This is a genomic window from Sorangium sp. So ce448, assembly GCF_051520915.1.
In the GTDB taxonomy this organism is placed as follows: Bacteria; Myxococcota_A; Polyangia; order Polyangiales; family Polyangiaceae; genus Sorangium; species Sorangium cellulosum_B.
On sequence record NZ_CP150343.1, the window covers coordinates 4,178,787 to 4,197,248 of the forward strand.

General features: G+C 72.4%; 13 protein-coding genes. 10 read left to right on the forward strand and 3 right to left on the reverse strand.

Annotated features, from left to right (window positions below; genetic code table 11):
• The first annotated feature begins 129 nt into the window (after positions 1-129).
• The 4 genes from WMF45_RS15965 (at position 130) to WMF45_RS15980 (ending at position 7,671) form a co-directional block, all read left to right on the forward strand.
• Complete coding sequence (locus tag WMF45_RS15965; protein WP_437717749.1) at positions 130-2,511, forward strand: PAS domain-containing sensor histidine kinase; 2,382 nt, start codon at positions 130-132, stop codon at positions 2,509-2,511.
• Positions 2,512-2,878: 367 nt separating this feature from the next.
• Positions 2,879-4,666, forward strand: a complete 1,788-nt coding sequence (gene ftsH / locus WMF45_RS15970; RefSeq protein WP_437717750.1) for an ATP-dependent zinc metalloprotease FtsH — start codon at positions 2,879-2,881, stop codon at positions 4,664-4,666.
• Between the two features lie 510 nt (positions 4,667-5,176).
• Positions 5,177-6,313 carry a D-alanine--D-alanine ligase family protein gene (locus tag WMF45_RS15975; protein WP_437717751.1) on the forward strand — a complete coding sequence of 379 codons (1,137 nt, stop codon included), beginning with the start codon at positions 5,177-5,179 and terminating at the stop codon, positions 6,311-6,313.
• Positions 6,310-7,671: a GNAT family N-acetyltransferase gene (locus WMF45_RS15980; protein WP_437717752.1), complete on the forward strand. Its 1,362-nt coding sequence runs from the start codon at positions 6,310-6,312 to the stop codon at positions 7,669-7,671. The genes WMF45_RS15975 and WMF45_RS15980 overlap by 4 nt, the downstream gene beginning before the upstream one ends.
• A gap of 26 nt (positions 7,672-7,697) precedes the next feature.
• On the opposite strand, the gene WMF45_RS15985 is transcribed toward WMF45_RS15980, so the two are convergent.
• Entirely contained in the window at positions 7,698-8,741 is a 1,044-nt protein-coding gene (locus WMF45_RS15985; RefSeq protein ID WP_437717753.1) for a serine/threonine protein kinase, read from the reverse strand.
• 213 nt (positions 8,742-8,954) lie between these two features.
• Here WMF45_RS15985 and WMF45_RS15990 point away from each other — a divergent pair, with 213 nt between their 5' ends.
• Positions 8,955-9,377: a tellurite resistance TerB family protein gene (locus tag WMF45_RS15990; protein WP_437717754.1), complete on the forward strand. Its 423-nt coding sequence runs from the start codon at positions 8,955-8,957 to the stop codon at positions 9,375-9,377.
• 749 nt (positions 9,378-10,126) lie between these two features.
• Positions 10,127-11,020: a serine/threonine-protein kinase gene (locus tag WMF45_RS15995; protein ID WP_437719546.1), complete on the forward strand. Its 894-nt coding sequence runs from the start codon at positions 10,127-10,129 to the stop codon at positions 11,018-11,020.
• A 9-nt stretch (positions 11,021-11,029) separates the two neighbouring features.
• On the opposite strand, the gene WMF45_RS16000 is transcribed toward WMF45_RS15995, so the two are convergent.
• Positions 11,030-12,247, reverse strand: coding sequence for a hypothetical protein (locus tag WMF45_RS16000; protein WP_437717755.1), 1,218 nt, complete (start codon positions 12,245-12,247; stop codon positions 11,030-11,032).
• Positions 12,248-12,495: 248 nt separating this feature from the next.
• On the opposite strand from WMF45_RS16000, the gene WMF45_RS16005 reads away from it, so the two are divergent.
• The 3 genes from WMF45_RS16005 to WMF45_RS16015 all read left to right on the forward strand — a co-directional run bounded on the left by WMF45_RS16005 (position 12,496) and on the right by WMF45_RS16015 (position 16,308).
• A complete protein-coding gene (locus tag WMF45_RS16005) occupies positions 12,496-13,608 on the forward strand; it encodes an S-(hydroxymethyl)glutathione dehydrogenase/class III alcohol dehydrogenase (protein WP_437536085.1) in 1,113 nt (370 codons plus the stop codon).
• A gap of 229 nt (positions 13,609-13,837) precedes the next feature.
• Positions 13,838-15,385, forward strand: a complete 1,548-nt coding sequence (locus tag WMF45_RS16010; RefSeq protein WP_437717756.1) for an aminopeptidase — start codon at positions 13,838-13,840, stop codon at positions 15,383-15,385.
• A gap of 200 nt (positions 15,386-15,585) precedes the next feature.
• Positions 15,586-16,308, forward strand: a complete 723-nt coding sequence (locus WMF45_RS16015) for a type II toxin-antitoxin system RatA family toxin (protein ID WP_437717757.1) — start codon at positions 15,586-15,588, stop codon at positions 16,306-16,308.
• A 31-nt stretch (positions 16,309-16,339) separates the two neighbouring features.
• On the opposite strand, the gene WMF45_RS16020 is transcribed toward WMF45_RS16015, so the two are convergent.
• Positions 16,340-17,395 carry an aldo/keto reductase gene (locus tag WMF45_RS16020; RefSeq protein ID WP_437719547.1) on the reverse strand — a complete coding sequence of 352 codons (1,056 nt, stop codon included), beginning with the start codon at positions 17,393-17,395 and terminating at the stop codon, positions 16,340-16,342.
• Positions 17,396-17,551: 156 nt separating this feature from the next.
• Between WMF45_RS16020 and WMF45_RS16025 the strand changes: the two genes are divergently transcribed.
• On the forward strand, positions 17,552-18,454 hold the full coding sequence (locus WMF45_RS16025) for a helix-turn-helix domain-containing protein (protein WP_437717758.1): 903 nt from the start codon (positions 17,552-17,554) through the stop codon (positions 18,452-18,454).
• Positions 18,455-18,462: the final 8 nt, after the last annotated feature.

Genomic DNA, 18,462 nt, shown 5'->3' on the forward strand with positions numbered 1-18,462 from the left:
ATGTCGGCACGCGCTGGAGCGTCCTGATCCATCTGGGTTGGACAGCGCGTGCGCCGACCCATGTGCGCGCTTGAATTGCCCATGTGAAGCCGCGCCGTCCCGACATTATGCTCCGGTCGGGAGGACCCGATGAGAGACGCCGATGCGATGGCGCCTTCGAGCAGCGCGCGGCGCGGTGTCGTCATCGCAGCGACCTGTTCGTTCGCCGTTGGATGCGTGACGCTGCTCGGCTGGTGGATCGGGGCGACCGCCCTCGTCGCCATCGCGGACGGCCTGCCGCTCATGGTGCCCAACACCGCCGTCGCCCTCGTTTTGGCGGGGGTGTCGCTCTGGGCGCTGGGCGCGCGAGAGTGCCCGGCGCCGCTCCGCCGGCTGGGACAGGCGTGCGCCGCCGTCGTCCTCGCGCTCGGCTTCGCGGTCCTCGCGCAGTACATCTTCGCCTGGGATCTCGGCATCGATCGCGTGCTGCTCGCGGGGCGCGTGGATTTCCCGCGCAAGTTCCCGGGCAGGCCGCCGCCAAACACCTCGCTCTGCTGCGTCCTGATCGGCCTTTCGCTCCTCTCGCTGCGCGTGAAGACGCGGCGAGCGTGCCTGTTCTCGGAATGGAGCGCGCTCCTTGCCGCGGCGCTCGCGCTGACGGCGCTGACCGGCTACGTGTTCGGCGTCGGCTACTTCTATGGGCTGCCGCCGCTATTTCCGTTCACGGGCATGGCGCTCCACGCGGCGATCGCGTTCCTCGCCCTCTGCGCCGGGCTCCTCATGGCGCGGCCCGATTGCACGGCGTTCGCCACGCTGACGGCCGGCCGGTCCGGAGGCATCCTGCTGCGGCGCTTCCTGCCCTACGTCGTCCTCGTTCCGCTCGTGATTGGCCGCCTCTTCCTGTTCGGAGCGGCTCGCGGGGCATACCCCATCGCAGCGTCATTATCGCTCGCCTCCGCCATCACGACGCTCCTGCTCGGGGCCATGCTCTGGGTCAGCGCGGCGCGCATGAACCTCCTCGACGAGGCGCGGCAGCGCGCCGAGGAGGCGCGCGCCTTCCTCGCGACCGTCGCGCAGGCCTCGGACGACGCCGTGATCGGCACCTCCCTCGACGGCACCATCCTGAGCTGGAACCCGGCGGCGGAGCGCCTTTACGGCTACTGCGTCTGCGAGGCGATCGGGAAGAAGCTGCCCCTCCTGTGCCTGCCCGAGCGCGCCGGCGAGGCGGAGGCCGTCCTCGCGCACCTGCGCCGCGGCGAGCGCGTCGAGCGCTTCGAGGCCGTGAGCCGGACCAAGGACGGGAAGAGCATCGACATCGAGGTCACGGTGTCGTCGATCGTGGACGCGTCGGGCCGCGTCACCGGCGTCTCGACGATCTGCCGCGACATCGGGCGCCGCAAGGCGATGGAGGCCGAGGTCTCGCGCGCGCACGAGGCGGAGCGGCGCATCCGCTCGCAGCTCGAGGCGGTCATCGAGCAGCTGCCCGAAGCGGCGATCCTTGTCGACGCCAAGGGGCGGCTCATCAGCTGCAACAAGCTCGCGCTCCAGTACGCGTCGGGCGTCGAGGACGATCCCGATCCCTGGGGCAACCGGCTGTGTTTCGAGCACAGGACGCCGGCTGGAGAGCCCGTCGTCTGGGACGAGCGCCCGCTGGTCCGGGCCCTTCAGCGCGGGGAGGGCGTGACGGGCGTCGAAGGGCTCTTGCGGCGCGCCGACCGCGGCCTCGTCCCGGTGCTGGTCAACGCGGCTCAGGTGCGCTCGAACGACGGTGAGCTCCAGGGCGCCGTCGCCGTCTTTCATGACATCTCGGCGTTCAAGGAGCTGGATCGGCAGCGCCAGGAGTGGATCGGCGTCATCGCTCACGATCTCCGCCAGCCCATCCAGGTCATCGCGACCGCGAGCCAGCTCCTGGGTCGCGCGGCCGGCGAGCGGCCCGTCGCGGACTGCCGGAAACAGCTCGACAGGATCACCTCGTCCATCGAGCGGCTGCGCCGCATGATCGACGACCTCCTCGACGCGTCGCGGATCGAGGCGCGGCAGCTCACGCTGGATCGTTCGCCGGTCAATCTGCGCGCGCAGCTCGGCGAGATCCTCGAGAAGTCGGCCGAGGTGACCGCGGGTCACGCCCTGCGCCTGGAGGTCAAGGGCGATGTGCCCGCCGTCCTGGTGGACCCAGGGCGGCTCGAGCAGATCGTCACCAACCTGCTCTCCAACGCGGCCAAGTACGGTCGGCCGGAGGGCGACATCGTGGTCGCGGTCGACGCCGGGCCGGGCAGCGCGCACGTCGCGGTGACCAACTGGGGCGGCGGTATCCCGGAGGCGTCGCTCCCGTACCTGTTCAAGCGCTTCTGGCGCGCGCCCGACGCCGCTCCGCGCGGCGTCCGCGGCGTCGGTCTCGGCCTCTACATCACGAAGGGCCTCGTGGAGGCCCACGGGGGCAGCATCTCCGTCGAGAGCAGCCCCGGCGGCGCGACGACATTCCGCTTCTCGCTGCCGTTCGCGCCCGATACCGCGCCAGCCGCCGGGGCGTAGCGCGCAGACAGCCCCTCTCTGCCCCTCTCCGCCCCCTCTCTGCCCCTCGCTCCTGGTTCCTGCTCCACCGGCGACTCCATCCCGAGAAGGAGGCTCTCAGGCGAGCTCGTCAATCCGCCATCGGCGAGCTCGTCGATGGGTCGTCCCCATGCTGCCAAGTCCGCAGAGACGTTTGTCCTGTCGCTGTCCGTTCTCCGTATTCCGTTTTGCGGTGCTGCCATCCTTTCGCAGGTTTCTACGGCTCAGATCGTCAGAATGATTGCAGAAGGAACTTCCTGAGGTTCGTATCCTTGCTACACCTGAGATCCGCTCCGGCCCGACGCCGGAGCAGTAAGGTGGCGCAGCAGTGAATTCCTGGTTCTTGCAGGTGAGTAAGCGGCTGGGGCCCGCGGGGCGCCGGCTCTGGGTGCTTGGGTTCATGGGGGTGGTGCTTGCGGTCACGCTCGGGCTCGCGCTGCGCGCGGCGCGCGAGTCGTCCACGCAGCGTACGGCGACGTACACCGAGCTCCTCCAGATCGCGCAGGCGGGGCAGGCGACCGCGGTCGAGGTGAGCGGGGATCGCTTCCTCGTTCGTCAGGCGGGCGGCGCCGCCGTGACGGCCGTCGTCGACGAGCCGACGCTCCGGCAGGAGCTGGTCTCCCGGTTCGCGGGCGCCGGCGCCTCTGTCGACTTCGCCTCCCGGGAGGATCCGTCGCGCGCCGCGTCCGCGGTGCTCCCGGTGGTCGTGCTGGCCGCGGTCGGCTTCGCGCTCTTCACGGTGAGCCGGCGGCGCAGCCCGAAGGTCTTCTCCGACGTGAAGGCCGGGGCGGCGCGGGCGGCGGTGCGCTTCGCCGACGTCGCGGGGATGCACGAGGTCAAGCAGGAGCTCGCCGAGACGGTCGAGTTCCTGAAGAGCCCCGATCGCTTCGCGCGCCTCGGCGGCCGCCCGCCGCGCGGCGTGCTGCTGACGGGCGAGCCCGGGACCGGCAAGACGCTGCTCGCGCGCGCCGTCGCGTGCGAGGCGGGCGTGCGGTTCCTCTCGGCGTCGGGGTCGAGCTTCCAGGAGATGTTCGTCGGCGTGGGCGCCTCCCGCGTCCGCGCGCTCTTCGCCGAGGCGCGCAAGTCCGCGCCGTGCATCGTCTTCATCGACGAGATCGACGCCGTGGGGCGGGCTCGCGCGAAGGGGCACGGCGACTCCGCCTCCGCGGAGCACGACCAGACCTTGAACCAGCTGCTCGTCGAGATGGACGGGTTCGACCACGAGACAGGCATCGTGGTCATCGCGTCGACCAACCGCGCCGACATGCTCGACCCGGCGCTGCTCCGGCCCGGGCGCTTCGACCGCAAGGTCACCGTGCCGCTCCCCGACGTGCGCGGCCGCGAGGAGATCCTCAACGTCCACGCCGGGCCGATCCCGCTCCAGGGGGAGGTCGATCTCGGCTACATCGCCCGCGGCACGCCGGGCTTCTCGGGCGCCGACCTGGCCAACCTCCTGAACGAGGCGGCCATCCTCGCGGCCCGCGAGGGCGCCGACGCGGTGGACCCGACGCACATCGACCGCGCGCGCGACCGGGTGCTCATGGGGCTCGAGCGCAAAGGGGTGCTCGTCGACGAGGACGAGCGTTATGCGACCGCCGTCCACGAGGCCGGGCACGTCGCGGTCGGGCTCCTCGCACCGAGCTGCGATCCCGTGCACAAGGTGTCGATCCTGCCGCGGGGCCGCGCGCTGGGCGTGACCCAGGCGCTGCCCGAGAAGGATCGGCTGATGTACCGGAAAGAGTACCTCGAGGATCAGATCTGCATGCTGATGGGCGGCCGCGCCGCCGAGATGGTCGTCCTCGGGACGATGACGGCGGGCGCCTCGGACGACATCCAGCGCGCCTCGACGATCGCGTGGAAGATGGTCGCGGAGCTCGGCATGAGCCACCTCGGCCCCATCTGCGTCGGCGACGGGCACCCCTCGCGGAGCCCGGCCCTGCTCGACCGGGTCGACGAGACGGCGCGGGCGCTCACGGAAGCGCAGCTCTCGCGCGCCATCGAGATCGTGAGGTCCCGGCGCGGCGAGATCGAGGCGCTCGTCAGGGCGCTCCTCGAGAAGGAGACGCTCGGCATGGACGAGATCCAGGCCTGTTTCCCGGCCGATCGCAGGCCGCGCCCCGAAGGCCAGGCCGCCTGACCGGCGGTGGCTCGAGGACGCCGGAAAGGGAAGTCCTTTTCAGGCGTCCTCGGCGGCAGGCCGCCCGCTCGCCGCGCGCGTCCGGCGCTCTCCGCTTTCATCGGCTCGCCCGCCGGACTCGACCCTTCCCCCTGCAGCCAGCCGTCTCCTCTCGTCTCCGACGCTCCCGCGCGTGTGGCTGGCGTGTGAAGAGCCTGTTGTCCGAGATACGTTGTGCTCGGAAAGCTCGCTTCCCGGCCGCACGCGCCGGATCCGATCCCGGCGCGGGGCTTTGAGCCGCGGCGCGTCGCGCCTTCCTTTCCGTCCGGAGAGGGCAAATCTCCCCTTGCGATTGCCGGGCAAGCTGGTGAAGTGTGGCCACTTGCATGCATGGATTCCGGTTCGTTCGTGTGTCTCTCGACAGGGCACCCTCTCCGCGTTCGCCGATGGCCAGGCCTCTCACGGGCCGCTCCCTGAGCTCGGCGCGCCTGTCGCGGGCTCTCCTGCCCCGCGTAGGTCCGGAGGCGTGCGGTGCCTGAGCCTCGGATACTGATCCTGTCGAACAGAGATCCGGAGGAAGTCGTCGACGAGCCGCCACTCGCGCAGCGGGTGGGGAGCGGGCGGCTCCGGCTCGGTCGCGAGGACGGCAGCGCGGTGGTCGCGGAGAGCGTGCTCGCGGCCCTCGCCGCGGCCCCGGGCGTGCGCGTGGCGCACCGGCCTGTGCTCCGGCCGAGCGAGGTGCTCGCGGCCATCGGCGACCATCGCCCGGACGTGATCTTCAACCTGTGCGAGGCGCTCGACGGCGACAGCCGCCACGAGGTCATGTGCGCGTGGCTGCTCGCGGGGCTCGATCTCCGCTTCACGGGCAGCGATCACGTCGCGCTCCGGAGCTGCCTGCACAAGGCCGAGGCGAACCGGATCCTCGCGCGCGCCGGCGTGCGCGTTCCGGCGACGGTGCGGGTCGAAGGCCCGGATCGCATCCCGGAGGTCGCGTTCCCGGTCATCGTCAAGCCGGAGCGCGAGGACGGCTCGATGGGGATCGATCGGGGCTCGGTCGTCCACGATCGCAGGGCGCTCCGCGACCAGGTCGCCGCGGTCGTCGCGCAGTGCCGCCAGCCGGTGGTGGTGCAGCGTTACGTGCACGGGCGGGAGATCTCGGTCTCGCTGCTCGGGTGGCCGACGCCGCGGGTGCTGCCGCCCGGCGAGATCACGTTTCAGGGCCTGCCAGAGGGGCACCCGCATGTGGTCACGTACGAGTCGAAGTGGCGCCCGGAGACCGCCGCGTCGATCGGGACGCCCTCCTCGGCGGCGGTGCTGCGGCCGCTCGATCTGCGCCGGGTCGCCGCCGTGGGCCGCCGCGCGTTCGAGGTGCTCGGCCTGCGCGACTACGGCCGCGTCGACGTGCGGCTCGACGAGCGCGGCACGCCGCACGTCATCGACGTCAACCCGAACTGCGATCTCTCGCCGGACGCCGGCTTCGCGCGGGCGGCGGCGCGCGCCGGCCTGTCGTACGCCGACGTCGTCTGGGAGATCCTCCGCGCGGCGCTCGCCCGCGGCCCGCGCCACGACGACCTGCTCCGCGCGCGGGGCCGCGCGCCGGCGCGGGGCCGCGCCGCGGCGCGCTCCGCTGCCCGCGGCGCCCTCGCCGCCGCGCCCGAGGCGCCGTGATCACCCAGCGCGGCCTCCGCGCGGAAGACCGGCCGCTCATCGCGGCGCTGCTCGAGTCGGTCCCGGCGTTCACCGACGACGAGCGCGCGGTGGCGCTGGAGCTCGTCGACGTGACGCTCGGCCAGCCTTCGACGGACGGTTATGGCTACCGGTTCGTGCTGAGCTTCCAGGGCGCCCCGGGCGGCGACGGGGCGCCGCGCCTCCTCGGGTACCTCTGCTACGGCCGCACGCCGATGACGCAGTCCACGTACGACCTGTACTGGATCGCGACCTCGCCCGATTTCTCCCGGTCGGGGGTGGCGCGGGGGCTCGTGGCCACGATGGAGAGCGAGATCGCGCGCGAGGGCGGCGGCCTCGTGCGCGTCGAGACGGGCAGCCGGGAGGGGCACGGCGCGGCGGTGCGCTTCTACGACGCGGTGCAGTTCACGCGGGCCGCGGTCCTCGCCGACTTCTACGCGCCGGGCGACGATCTCATGATCTACACGAAGCGGGTCGCCCCGGCGCGCGCCTCGGCGGCGCCCTCGGCCGGCGAGGCGCCGGCGCGCGGCGAGGCGCCCGCGCGCAGCGATACGCCGCCGGGCGAGCCTGCGCTCTACGACGCGGCGTTCGGCTACCGCGATTACGCCGCCGAGCGCGACTTCCTGCTCGCGTGCGCGCGCCGCTTCGGCGGCCGCCCGGTGCAGCGCGTCCTCTCGTGGGCCTGCGGGCCCGCGCGGCACCTGGAGGCCTTCGCGGAGCTCGGCGTCGGCTGCGCCGGCGCGGACGGCTCGGCGGCGATGATCGCCTTCGCGGAGCGCGCCGCGGGCGCCCGCGGCGCCGGGGCGTGCATCCGCTTCTCGTGCGCGGAGCTCGACGAGCGCCCGGACGTCGCGCCGGTCGATCTCTCGTTCGTGCCGCTCTCGGCGATCCACCAGCTGGCCACGCCGGCGGCGCTCGAGCGCCACCTCCGGCTCGCCGCCTCGCTCCTCCTGCCGGGCGGCGTCCACGTCATCGAGGCGACCCACCCGGCCGATCTCACGCCGTCCGGCGTGAACAGGACGGAGTGGACCGAGCTGCGCGGCGAGCAGTCGATCGACGCGCGGTTCCGCATCCACATCGAGCGGTCGACGCCCGATCGCGTCGTGCCCGTGACCCTCGAGGTGGTGTGCTCGGCCCGGCGCAACGGCGGCGCGCCGAGGGAGCTCTCGTCGATCCGGCAGGAGGCGACGTGGTACGTCCCGGACCTCGCCGGGTGGCGCCGCGTCGCGGAGCGGGTGCCGGAGCTCTCGCTGGTGGCGACGCTCGGCGACTTCAACGTCGACGTGCCGTTCGAGCACGCCGCGGCGTGGCGGCTGATCCTGGTGCTGAAGCGCCTCTGATCGATCGAAGCCGCGCGCGACCGCGATCAGTTCATATCCCAGAAATACTTTCCCCCGCTCGGCGGCGGCTCGTCCGCGCCGCCGCCGGGGCCGCCCGTGTCTCCATCGCGCGTCAGCTGGAGCACCTCCTCGAGCGAGCTCGCCTCCTCGCGCCAGTACGCCTCCGTGCCGAAGTGCGGAAAGGTCCTCGGGAAGATGGGGTCGTGCCATCGCCGCGCGATCCATGCCGCGTAGTGGATCATGCGGAGCCCTCGGAGCGGCTCGATCAGCCCGAGGGTCGAGCGGTCGAAGCGGCGGAGCTCCTCGTAGCCCTCGATGAAGAGCTCGCGCTGCTGCCGGGCGGCCTCGTCGCGGCCGGGGAGGAGGAGCCACAGGTCCTGCACGGCGGGGCCGACGACCATGTCGTCGAAGTCGAGCACGCGGAGCGCGCCGTCGCGCAGGAGCAGGTTGCCGGGGTGCAGATCGCCGTGGATGCGGTGCACGTCGACGCCGCGCAGGCGCTCCTCGGCCGCGTCCGCGACGGCGCGCGCGGCCGCGAGGTACCGCCGCTCGACGGCCGCGGGGATGAGCTTGCGCTCGACGAGCCAGCCGAGGTCCTCGCGCGCGTAGGAATCGGCGGAGAGCCGGACGCGGTGCTCGGCGGCGCTGGCGGCGCCCACGTTGTGGATGCGGGCGGCGAGCCTGCCGAGGCGCACGAACAGCTCGTCGCCGAGCTCGTCGGGGGCGCGGCCGCCCATGCGCTCGAAGAGGCAGTAGGGGATGTGGTCGATCTGCTTGAGCGTCTCGCCGTCGGGGAACGGGCGCGTCGGGCAGACGGGGATCTCGGCGTCCGCGAGCTCCGCGAGGAACCGGTGCTCCTCGAGGATCTGCTCCCGCGTCCAGCGCCCCGGCCGGTAGAACTTGGCGATGACGCGGGTGCGATCCTCGCGCTCGACCTCGTAGACGCGGTTCTCGAACGAGTTCAGCGGGTAGCAGACGCGGTTGCAGTGGACGCCCGCGGCCTCGACGGCCTCGATCACCTTGTGCGGCGTCAGCGACAGGAAGAGGTCGGTCGGGGTGGTGGTGCTCATGGTGGGGAGAGTTGAGCACCGACCGGCGTCGCGCTCGACGAGAACTTTCGCCGCGCGCTGCCGGAGGCCGCTGCCGCGCGGCGAGCGCCGTTGCCGCGCGGCGAGCGCCGTTGCCGCGCGGCGAGCGCCGTTGCCGCGCGGCGAGCGCCGTTACCGAGCGGGCCCAGGGGCGCTGTGTCAAGCGCGGCCGTGATACGCTATCCTGAGGACCGCATGATGGAAGAAACGCAGCTTTCGTTTCGTCACCTCGAGCTCAACAGGCTCGAGGCGATGGTCGAGATCATGTTCCTCGCCGCATACGCTGACGGGTCCATCAACGAGGCCGAGCGCGCCGAGCTCGCGCGGCACGTGGCGGCCATGAGCGAGGGGCGCCTCGGGGCCGACCTCGTCGAGTCGCTCATCTCCATCATCGAGCGCTCGGTGCGCGACGAGGGAAGGAGCGGCCGCTTCGCGGCGCTTCGCGTCCGCCTGCCCGACGTGCGGATGCGCGAGGCCGCGATCGAGCTGGCCGTCCGCCTCGTGGCCGCCGACGGCGTGGTCCACGAGAGCGAGCACGCGCTGCTCGTCGAGGCGGCCACCGCCCTCGAGGTGCCGATCGCGTTCAAGGGGCGCGTCGTGCCCGGCTCGGCCCGCTGAGCGGCGCGCGGGGCGACCGCCTCGCGGCGATCCCGACGCGCGCCCCGGGGGTGCCTCGCTCGCTGGCTATCGGGCGATCCTGACCGACATCGGCTGTCGATGTACCCGTCGAGCGCCTGTGTGGCGCGCAGGGAATGCGTCGTGCGACGACCGTTGCGCCGACGGATCGGTCGCACGCTCGTCCCGGGAACGCGCCGGCGGACGACGCGCCGCGCGACGGGCCCGGCGGACGGCGCGCTGCCCCCCGGGCTAGCCGATGGCCGCGGGCGCCGGATCTGATGCCTCCACACCGCAATCCCGGCGCCGCGGCGGGCGGGAAAGAGGCGGATCTGCGGCGATTTTCATCGGCCTGCTCCTTGCAGCACACGTGGGCAAAGGACATGGACAGCCACCGAACTGACAGCTCCACGACGCCACATGGCGGCTCGATGGATCCCGCGTCGAATCGCTCCCGCCCTCCGAGCGGGGGCCGGGCCTCTCAGCGTGCGTACCGCTCGCCGCGGTCTCCGCGCTGGCCTTCGTCTCACCGCCCTCCGTTCGAGCCCGTCGACCTCCGGACGTCGGGCCGCCTGTCGAGGCCGTCCGGCTCGGCCTTCCGTCACGGCGGGGACGTCGCGCCGCTGGAGACGCCGAGCGACGCTCCGGCCACCCCGGCGAGCGTACCGCCCGCCACGCTGCGGACCGGCCTTGCCGGCGCGCCCCCCGCCGCCGCCCTGGCGGTTCCTGCGAACGACCCGGGCTCCGCCGCGCTGCGGCGCTACGCCCCAGGCGACGTCCTCGGGGGGCGCTATCGCCTCACAGAGCTCCTCGGAGAGGGCAGCATGGGCGCCGTGTGGAAGGCGCGGAATCTCTCCCTGAGCCTCGATGTCGCGCTGAAGCTCATCCGTCGCGACTGCGCCGTCCCCGAGGCCGCCTCGCGGTTGATCCGGGAGGCGCAGGCGACGGCGCGGGTGTCGCATCGCGCCGCGGTGCGGATCTTCGATCTCTGCTTCACGGAGGAGGGCGAGCCGTTCGCGGTGATGGAGCTCCTCCAGGGCCGGTCGCTCGCCCAGGCGCTCGCCGAGTCGGGCCCGATGTCGCCCGTCTCCGCGGTCCAGCTGCTCCTTCCCGTGATCGGCGCGCTCGGCGCGGCGCACGGCGCCGGGGTCGTGCACCGGGACGTGAAGCCGGCGAACATCGTCCTCGTGCGCGAGGGCCGCCGCAGCGTCCCCAAGCTGATCGACTTCGGGATCGCGTCCACCGCGGTGCGCGCGGCGGGCGACGAGCAGAGGGAAACGCTGGTCGGGAGCCCGGCCTACATGGCGCCCGAGCAGGTCCGCGGCGGGCAGGAGTCGGACGCGCGCGCCGACGTGTGGAGCGCGTGCGTCGTGCTCTACGAACTCGTGAGCAGCCGTCGCCCGTTCGGCGGCCCGAGCAGCATCTCCATCGTGCACGACGTGCTGCGCGCCGCCGCGCCGCGCCCGGAGGCCCTCGAGCTGCACCCGCGGCTCTGGGAGATCATCGAGCGCGGCCTGGCCAAGGACCCTGACGGGCGCTTCACGACCATGGCGGCGCTCGGCCGCGCGCTGGCCCAGTGGGCGATCGCGGCCGGGGTCACCCACGACGTGACCGGCGCGTCCCTCGTCGACTACTGGCTGTCGTGAGAGGGGCTCTCAGTACGTCACGCCGCAGCCCTTCGCGTCGGAGAAGGCCTTGATCGTCTCGAGCTCGGCGGCTGTCGCGTCGCTGTAGGCCCAGCTGATCGCGCCCGCGTATCCCTGGCTGTACCAGCTCTCCAGGAGCGTCGGCAAAGCGGCCGTCGCCAGGCCGGCGATGGGAAAATCCCCCATGATGACGGGCTTGTCGGTGATGCCGTAGTCCTTGGGCGACTGGTTGTATGGCCAGTACAGGTTGACCCGGTCGTTGATATGAAAGGTGTAGAAATCGACGTCGGTGTCTCGCCAGGACCGCGCCCACTTCATCGACGCCGAGCCGATCGTGACGAGCGCCGTGCTCTCCGCGCGCAGCGCCCGGATGGCCTCGCCGAGGAACGCCGCCATCTGCGCGTGCTCGATCGGATCCACCTGGGCGTCGGGCTCGTAGCGAGGGCCGTCGTCCGGGCTCGCTCCGGTCATGGCCAGCTCGGGCTCGTTGATCACGTCCCACGCGACCATCCGGTGCCGGTGAGGGCTCTGCGCCACGGCCCTGGCGATCGGCCGGACGACCTTGTCTATCAGCTTCGCGCGCCGCTTTGCGTCCTTCACGAGGGGGGTGATACCGACGGTCTTCACGTCGGCGTCGATCCGCGTCGGGTGGAAGTTGTCGAAGGAGAACAGGCAGAACACCAGGTTGACGTCCGCCTGCTCGGCGAGCTCGAGCGCCTTCTGGACGTCGCGCCGCGTCGTGCCCCCGAGGCCGGTCGGGTTCTCGCTCGTGTCGAAGGCGACGCTCTCGCCCCGGATCTCCGGCAGCATCCACCACCGCACGACGCTCGCCCCGTGAGCGCGGATGTCGGCGAGGTTCTTCGCGTGCGTCTCCGCCTCGGCCTCGACGCCGCGCTTGTCCCACGCGGCGATGCCGCCGAAGTCGCCGGCGAAGTTGTGCCACGCATAGTTCATTCCGAACATGAAGCGCTTCTTGCAGCCGATCGTGATACCAGCGCTCTCAGCGGGGCACTCGTCGACACACTCCATGCTGTCGAGCGGCGCGCCTCCCTGTCCTCCGTGGCCACCCTCGGAGGAAGCGCCCTCGCCGCCTCCACCGCCGGCGCCGCCACCGCCCTTGCCGGCCGCCCCGCCGGCAGGCGTGCTCTCGCCGGTGCAGGCGACGAGGACCAGCGCGGCTGTTGCGATGAGCGCGCGGAGACCCGGTGGGCAACGGAGTGTGTTCATAAGGACAGCGGGGTGATCGTACGCGTGCTGTCACGCGAACGCCATCCTCGGGTGGCGGCGCGGGCGGCGAGCGGGCTGCGCGATGCGGGCAGGCCGGGCGGCGCAATGCGGGCAGGCTGGACGGCGGGCGAGGCGGGGCGGCGCCGGCGGGGTTCCCCTTGAAACCTGCTTCCCCGCCCGGCTATGGGAGTGGCTCGGGCGCCGCTCGGGCCCCGAACGCCCCGCTTGCGGGAGGAGAACCACCGATCATGAAAGCGCGCGCAGCCGTGGCCCACAAGGCCGGCGAGAAGCTGACGGTCGAGGACGTCCAGGTGGAGGGCCCTCGCGAGGGCGAGGTCCTCATCGAGATCAAGGCGACGGGCGTCTGTCACACCGACGCTTACACGCTCTCAGGAAAGGATCCGGAGGGGCTCTTCCCCGCGATCCTCGGCCATGAGGGCGCGGGCGTCGTCGTCGACGTCGGGCCGTCCGTGAAGAGCCTCAAGAAAGGCGATCACGTGATTCCCCTCTACACGCCCGAGTGCCGGCAGTGCTCTTATTGCACGAGCGGAAAAACCAACCTCTGCCAGGCCATCCGCGCCACGCAGGGGCGCGGGCTCATGCCGGACGGGACGAGCCGCTTCTCGATCGGCAAGGAGCGGATTCACCATTACATGGGCACGTCGACCTTCTCGAGCTTCACCGTCCTGCCCGAGATCGCCGTCGCCAAGATCCGCGAGGACGCGCCGTTCGACAAGGTCTGTTATATCGGCTGCGGCGTGACGACGGGTATCGGCGCCGTCATCAACACCGCGCAGGTGAGGCCCGGCGACAACGTCGTTGTCTTCGGCCTCGGCGGCATCGGGCTGAACGTGATCCAGGGCGCCCGGATGGCCGGCGCCGACATCATCGTCGGCGTCGACATCAACCCGAAGCGCCGCGAGCTGGCCGAGAGGTTCGGCATGACCCACTTCGTCAACCCGAGCGAGGTGGCGGGGGATCTCGTGCCCTACCTCGTCGATCTGACCCGGGGCGGCGCCGATTTCAGCTTCGAGTGCATCGGCAACGTCAAGGTGATGCGCCAGGCGCTCGAGTGCTGCCACAAGGGCTGGGGGACGAGCATCATCATCGGCGTCGCCGGGGCCGGCGAGGAGATCGCCACGCGCCCCTTCCAGCTCGTCACCGGGCGCGTCTGGAAGGGCACCGCGTTCGGCGGCGCCAAGGGGCGCACCGACGTTCCCAAGATCGTCGACTGGTACATGGAGGGCAAGATCAAGATCGACGAGCTGATCACCCACACGATGCCGCTCGACGACATCAACCACTCCTTCGACCTCATGCACGAAGGCGAGTCGATCCGCAGCGTCGTGCTCTTCTCCTGAAGCGGCGCCGGGCTCGACGCCGGCCGCCTCGCGCGTGACCGCAGGGGCGGACGAGCGCACTTGGCCGCTCGGCGCGCGGGCATCACGCGCCGAGCGCGGCGCGTGATGCCCGCGCGCCATGCCCGCGCGACAGCCTGCTCTCCGGGGCGCATGTCGGTGCCCTCTCGGTGCCCTATCGGCGGCGACGGGTGCTGCAAAAATGCTGACCCCTGTGACATCATTCGCCGCCATGGTCCATGTCACCTCCCTGGCGGGGCTGCCCGCCAACGCCCTCGCGGAGTCGAACGCGGCGATCGCGGCGTGTGATGCTGTCGTCCTCGTCGCGCCGTCGCCCATCGCGAAGTACGCGGGGGGGCTCGGGTCCGCCGTGGGCGCGGTGGTCGAGGCTGCGGCGCGCGTCGACTCCGCGCTCGAGGGCAAGAGTGCTCCGCTCGTCCTGCCGGCGCCGGGGGTGCCTGGCGGGCGCCTGGTGCTCGCGCCGATGGGGCCGCTCTCGGAGGACGTCGATGACGTCCGCTCCGTCGCGGAGGCCGCGGCGGCCGGCTTCGCGCGGGCGGTGGACGCGGGGGCGAGCCGGCCGCTGCTCGTCGTGCGCGCTCCGGTGGGCGCCGCGCCGCGGTTCGCGCGGGCCGTCGAGGTGGGCGCGCTCGCCGCGCTCGGGAGCCAGTGGACGCCGCTCGAGGCGCGGGAGGCGGAGATGGCCCCGCGCTCGGCCGAGTCGCTCGCGGTGCTCGGGCTGTCGGAGGCGCGCGCCCGCGAGATCGCGGCCGTCGAGGTCGGTCGGGCGCTCTGCCGCGACATCACGGGCACCGAGCCGGAGCGGATGGCGCCCCGCCGCGTCGCCGAGATGTGCGAGGCGGCGTTCGCCAGGACGGGCGTGCTCGTCAAGATCGAGCGCAACGTCGATGACTATCCGCTCATCAGCGCGGTATCGCGCGCGTCGCGGGTCGTCGAGCGGCACCGGCCGTGCGTCGTGCGGCTCGACTACAGGCCTCGCGGGGAGATCCGGCGAACGGTGCTGCTCGCGGGCAAGGGCGTCACCTACGACACGGGCGGCGTCGACCTGAAGACCGACGGGCACATGGCCGGCATGTCCCGGGACAAGGGCGGCGCCGGCGCGGTCGCCGGCCTCGTGCGCGCGGCCGCGGCGCTCGGCCTGGAGGGCGTGCGCATCGTGGGGCTCCTCGGGCTCGTGCGCAACAGCATCGGCGAGGAGTCCTATGTGAGCGACGAGATCATCCGCAGCCGCGCCGGCGTGCGCGTCCGGATCGGCAACACCGACGCCGAGGGCCGCCTCATCCTGGCTGACCTGCTCGCGCTCGGGCGGGAGCTCGCCATGAGCGGCGCGGCGGACCCTATCGTGTTCTCTGTCGCGACGCTGACCGGGCACGTCTACCGCGCCCACGGGCCTTACACCGGCGCGATCGGCAACTCCGCCGCGCGGGCGGAGCTCGACAGGCTCGACGTCCTCGCGGAGCGCTGGGGCGAGCCGATGGAGCGCGTCCGACCGCGGCGCGAGGACTACGCGTTCGTGGCGCCCCGGTCGAGCGCCGAGGACGTGGTCTCCTCGAACCGCCTCGCCTCGGTGAACACGCCGCGCGGGCACCAGTTCCCCTTCGCGTTCCTCGACATCGCCTCGGGGCTCAAGGGGGGGGCGCTGCCGTTCATCCACCTCGACATCGGCGGCGTCGGGGTCGAGTCGGCGGACTGGCAGTTCGGCCGCCCGACGGGCATCCCCATTCCGAGTCTGACAGCTTACCTCTCTGGCGAATCCTGACCGATAGGGGCGCGAAGGGGGAGACAGGGGGCCTTCCGAGCTCTCGTGGAGAATCGGGAAGGAGCCCGTGTTTTCCGCGCTCGATGGGCCGGTGATCCGTTCTTGGTGGCCGGGGTGGGGGGGCGGCCCGAGCGGATGTGTTGCGCGGTATCATCGGGGCGATGGGGGCGGCCGGCACGTCGCTGGCAAGCTGGGCCGTCATGCGGAGAACTCGCTCGACAACGACCGGCCATCGCGCACCGATCCCGCGCGCGCTCGCCGGGGGACTCGCCCTCGTGGCCACCGCGTGCAGCACGGGGGAACGGGGGATCAACCTGGATGTACCGCGCCTGCCGGCGCAGCGCGACAGAGGCGATGTCCTGCCGGCTGTCACGAGCGACGGCGAGCAGGCCGAGCGCGCGCAGCCGGCGCCGGATACGACCGGGATCACGAGCATGGAAGTCCCGATCGGAAGCACCGGATTGGCGCGTGGACGGTCGACGGTGGTCGTGAAGGGCTCGCTGGAGCGCGTGCGCGCCGCGGTGCTCTCGTTCGAGCGTTATCCGGAGTTCATGCCGCACTACAAGAAGTGCCGCCTGCTCGGGCGCACGCCCGCGGGCGGGTGGGATCTCTACATGGAGGTCTCGGCCCTTTCGGGCGCGGTCACGATGTGGGCGCGCATCGAGATCCAGAAGCCGGTCGTCGAGGATGGCGTCGAGACGTACTCGTCCCGCTTCATCTCCGGCAATGTGCAAGATCTCCAGGCCATCTGGCGGCTAGAGAAGATCGACGCCCAGTCGGCGCGCCTGTCCCTCGAGGTGTTCCTCCGGCCGAAGCTGCCGCTTCCGAAGAGCCTCCTCAACGCGGAGAACCTGGACGGCTCGGCGCGCGCCGTTGCAGCCATCCGGACGCGCGTCGAGCAGGCGCAGGACGGGAATCGCTGACGCGCGCCGGAGCGAGGCGGCGAGGCCGGCGTCACCCGCCCGAGGCGAGCCTCCGGACGGGGTTGGGCACGTCGAGCCGCGCCGCCGTGGCGCCGTAGACGACCCGCTCGGTGCCGGGGGTGCCCAGGAACTCGTAGGGAAAGCCGAGCGGCACCCGGCTCGCCGCGTCGAGCCTCTCGAGGGCCGCGGCGGGCAAGACGACATCGAGGCAGCCCAGGCAGTCCTGCATCTGCTCGGGCTTCCGGGCGCCGATGATGGGGATCACCTGCGCCGGGCGCGACCTGAGCCACGCGAGGGCCACCTGCGCCGAGGAGCAGCCGAGCTCCTCGGCCACCGCGTCGACCGCGCGCGCGACGCGCAGGCCCCGCTCGTCCAGGCGCCCCTGGTTCATCGCCGCGCGCGCGGCGTCGTTGCCGCCACCCCGCGTGTACTTGCCCGTCAGCACGCCGCCGGCCATGGGCGCCCACGCGAGCACGCCCAGGCCGAGCCGGGACGCCATCGGGACGAGCTCCCGCTCCACCGTGCGCTCGATCAGGCTGTACTCGATCTCGATGCCGACGAACTGCGACCAGCCCCGGAGCTCGGCGATCGCGTTCGCCCGGGAGACGACCCACGCAGGCGCGTCGGACATGCCGACATAGAGCACCTTGCCCGCGCGCACCACGTCGTCGAGCGCGCGCATGAGCTCGGCCTCCGGCGTCGTCCAGTCCCACGCATGGACCCAGAGCAGATCGATGTAGTCCGTCCCCAGGCGCTTGAGGCTCGCCTCGACGGACTGGACAAGGTTCTTCCTGCCGTTGCCGCTCGCGCTCGGATCGGCGTCGTTCATGGAGAGCGAGTACTTCGTCGCGATGACCCACGCGCCGCGGTCGCCGCGGACGAGCTCCCCGACGATCCGCTCGGCGCTGCCGTTCGTGTACTTGTTGGCGGTGTCGATGAAGTTGCCGCCGCGGGCGCGGTACGCCTCGAGGATGCCGCGGCACGCCTCGGCCGAGGCGCCGAAGCCCCAGTCCTCGCCGAAGGTCATGGTGCCAAGGCTGATCTCCGAGACCTTGAGCCCGCTGCCGCCGAGCAGCTTGTAACGCATCTCCATGGTCGTCCTCCTCGGGCGCAGTCGTCGCCCGGCGACGGGCATCCTAGGGCGGGCGGGAAGGGCGCTATAGAACGCCGCTGCGCTCCCTGGAACCGGGCTGCTGCGTTGACCGGCCCCGCGCCGCGGGCGCATGCTGGGGCCGGCTCTCCGATGATCTCCCGCGCCTCTCGCGTCTCCCGCAGCGCCATCCCGTTCGTCCGCGCCGGCACCCGCGAGCCCATCGAGGCGCTCCGGCAGGCGGAGATCCGCGCGTCGAGCCGCTCGCTGCGCTGGACCGGTATGGTGGCCGAGCTCGGCGTGAACCCGTCCTGGGAGACAGACCACCTCGCCGTCGCAGGCCATTACATCGCCATCAACCTCGCGGACGCGCCGCTGCGCTTCGAGCGAAAGGGCCAGCGCGGCTTCGAGCGCGTGGAGATGCCGCCCGGCAGCCTCTGGCTCCAGCCCGCGGAGGTGCCTTTCTCCCATCGCGTGAGCGAGCCCACGATCTATGGCGCGCTCGTGCTCGACCCCGCGCGGCTCGCGCGGCTCGCGGGGGTGCGGGAGCTGCTGATCGAGCCCTGCGTGGGGCTCGTGGACGCCCAGATCGAGCATGTGCTCCGCGCGCTCTTGGTCGAGGTCTCGCGCGGCGGCGCCACGGGCGCGCTCTTCGCGGACGCGATGCTCTCCGGGCTCGCGGCGCGCCTCGGCGCCCGCCATGCGGCGCGGGCGGAGCGGCCGGCCCGGGGCGGTCTCTCCCCCGCGACGCTGCGGCGCTTGCTCGACTTCATCGAGGCGCACCTCGGCGACGATTTCGGGCTGGAGGCGCTCTCCGGCGTGGCCGGGCTGAGCCCAGCGCACATGGCGCGGGAGTTCAAGCGAGCGCTGGGGGAGCCGCCGCTCGCCTACGTGACGCGGCGGCGGCTCGATCGCGCGCGCGAGGCGCTGCTCGCCGGCGACCGCCCGATCGGGGAGCTCGCGCGCGCGCTCGGCTTCGCCGACCAGAGCCACCTGACACGGCTCTTCAAGCGGCGGTTCGGGATCACCCCCGGCGCGCTCGCCCGCACCCGGTGATCGCCGCC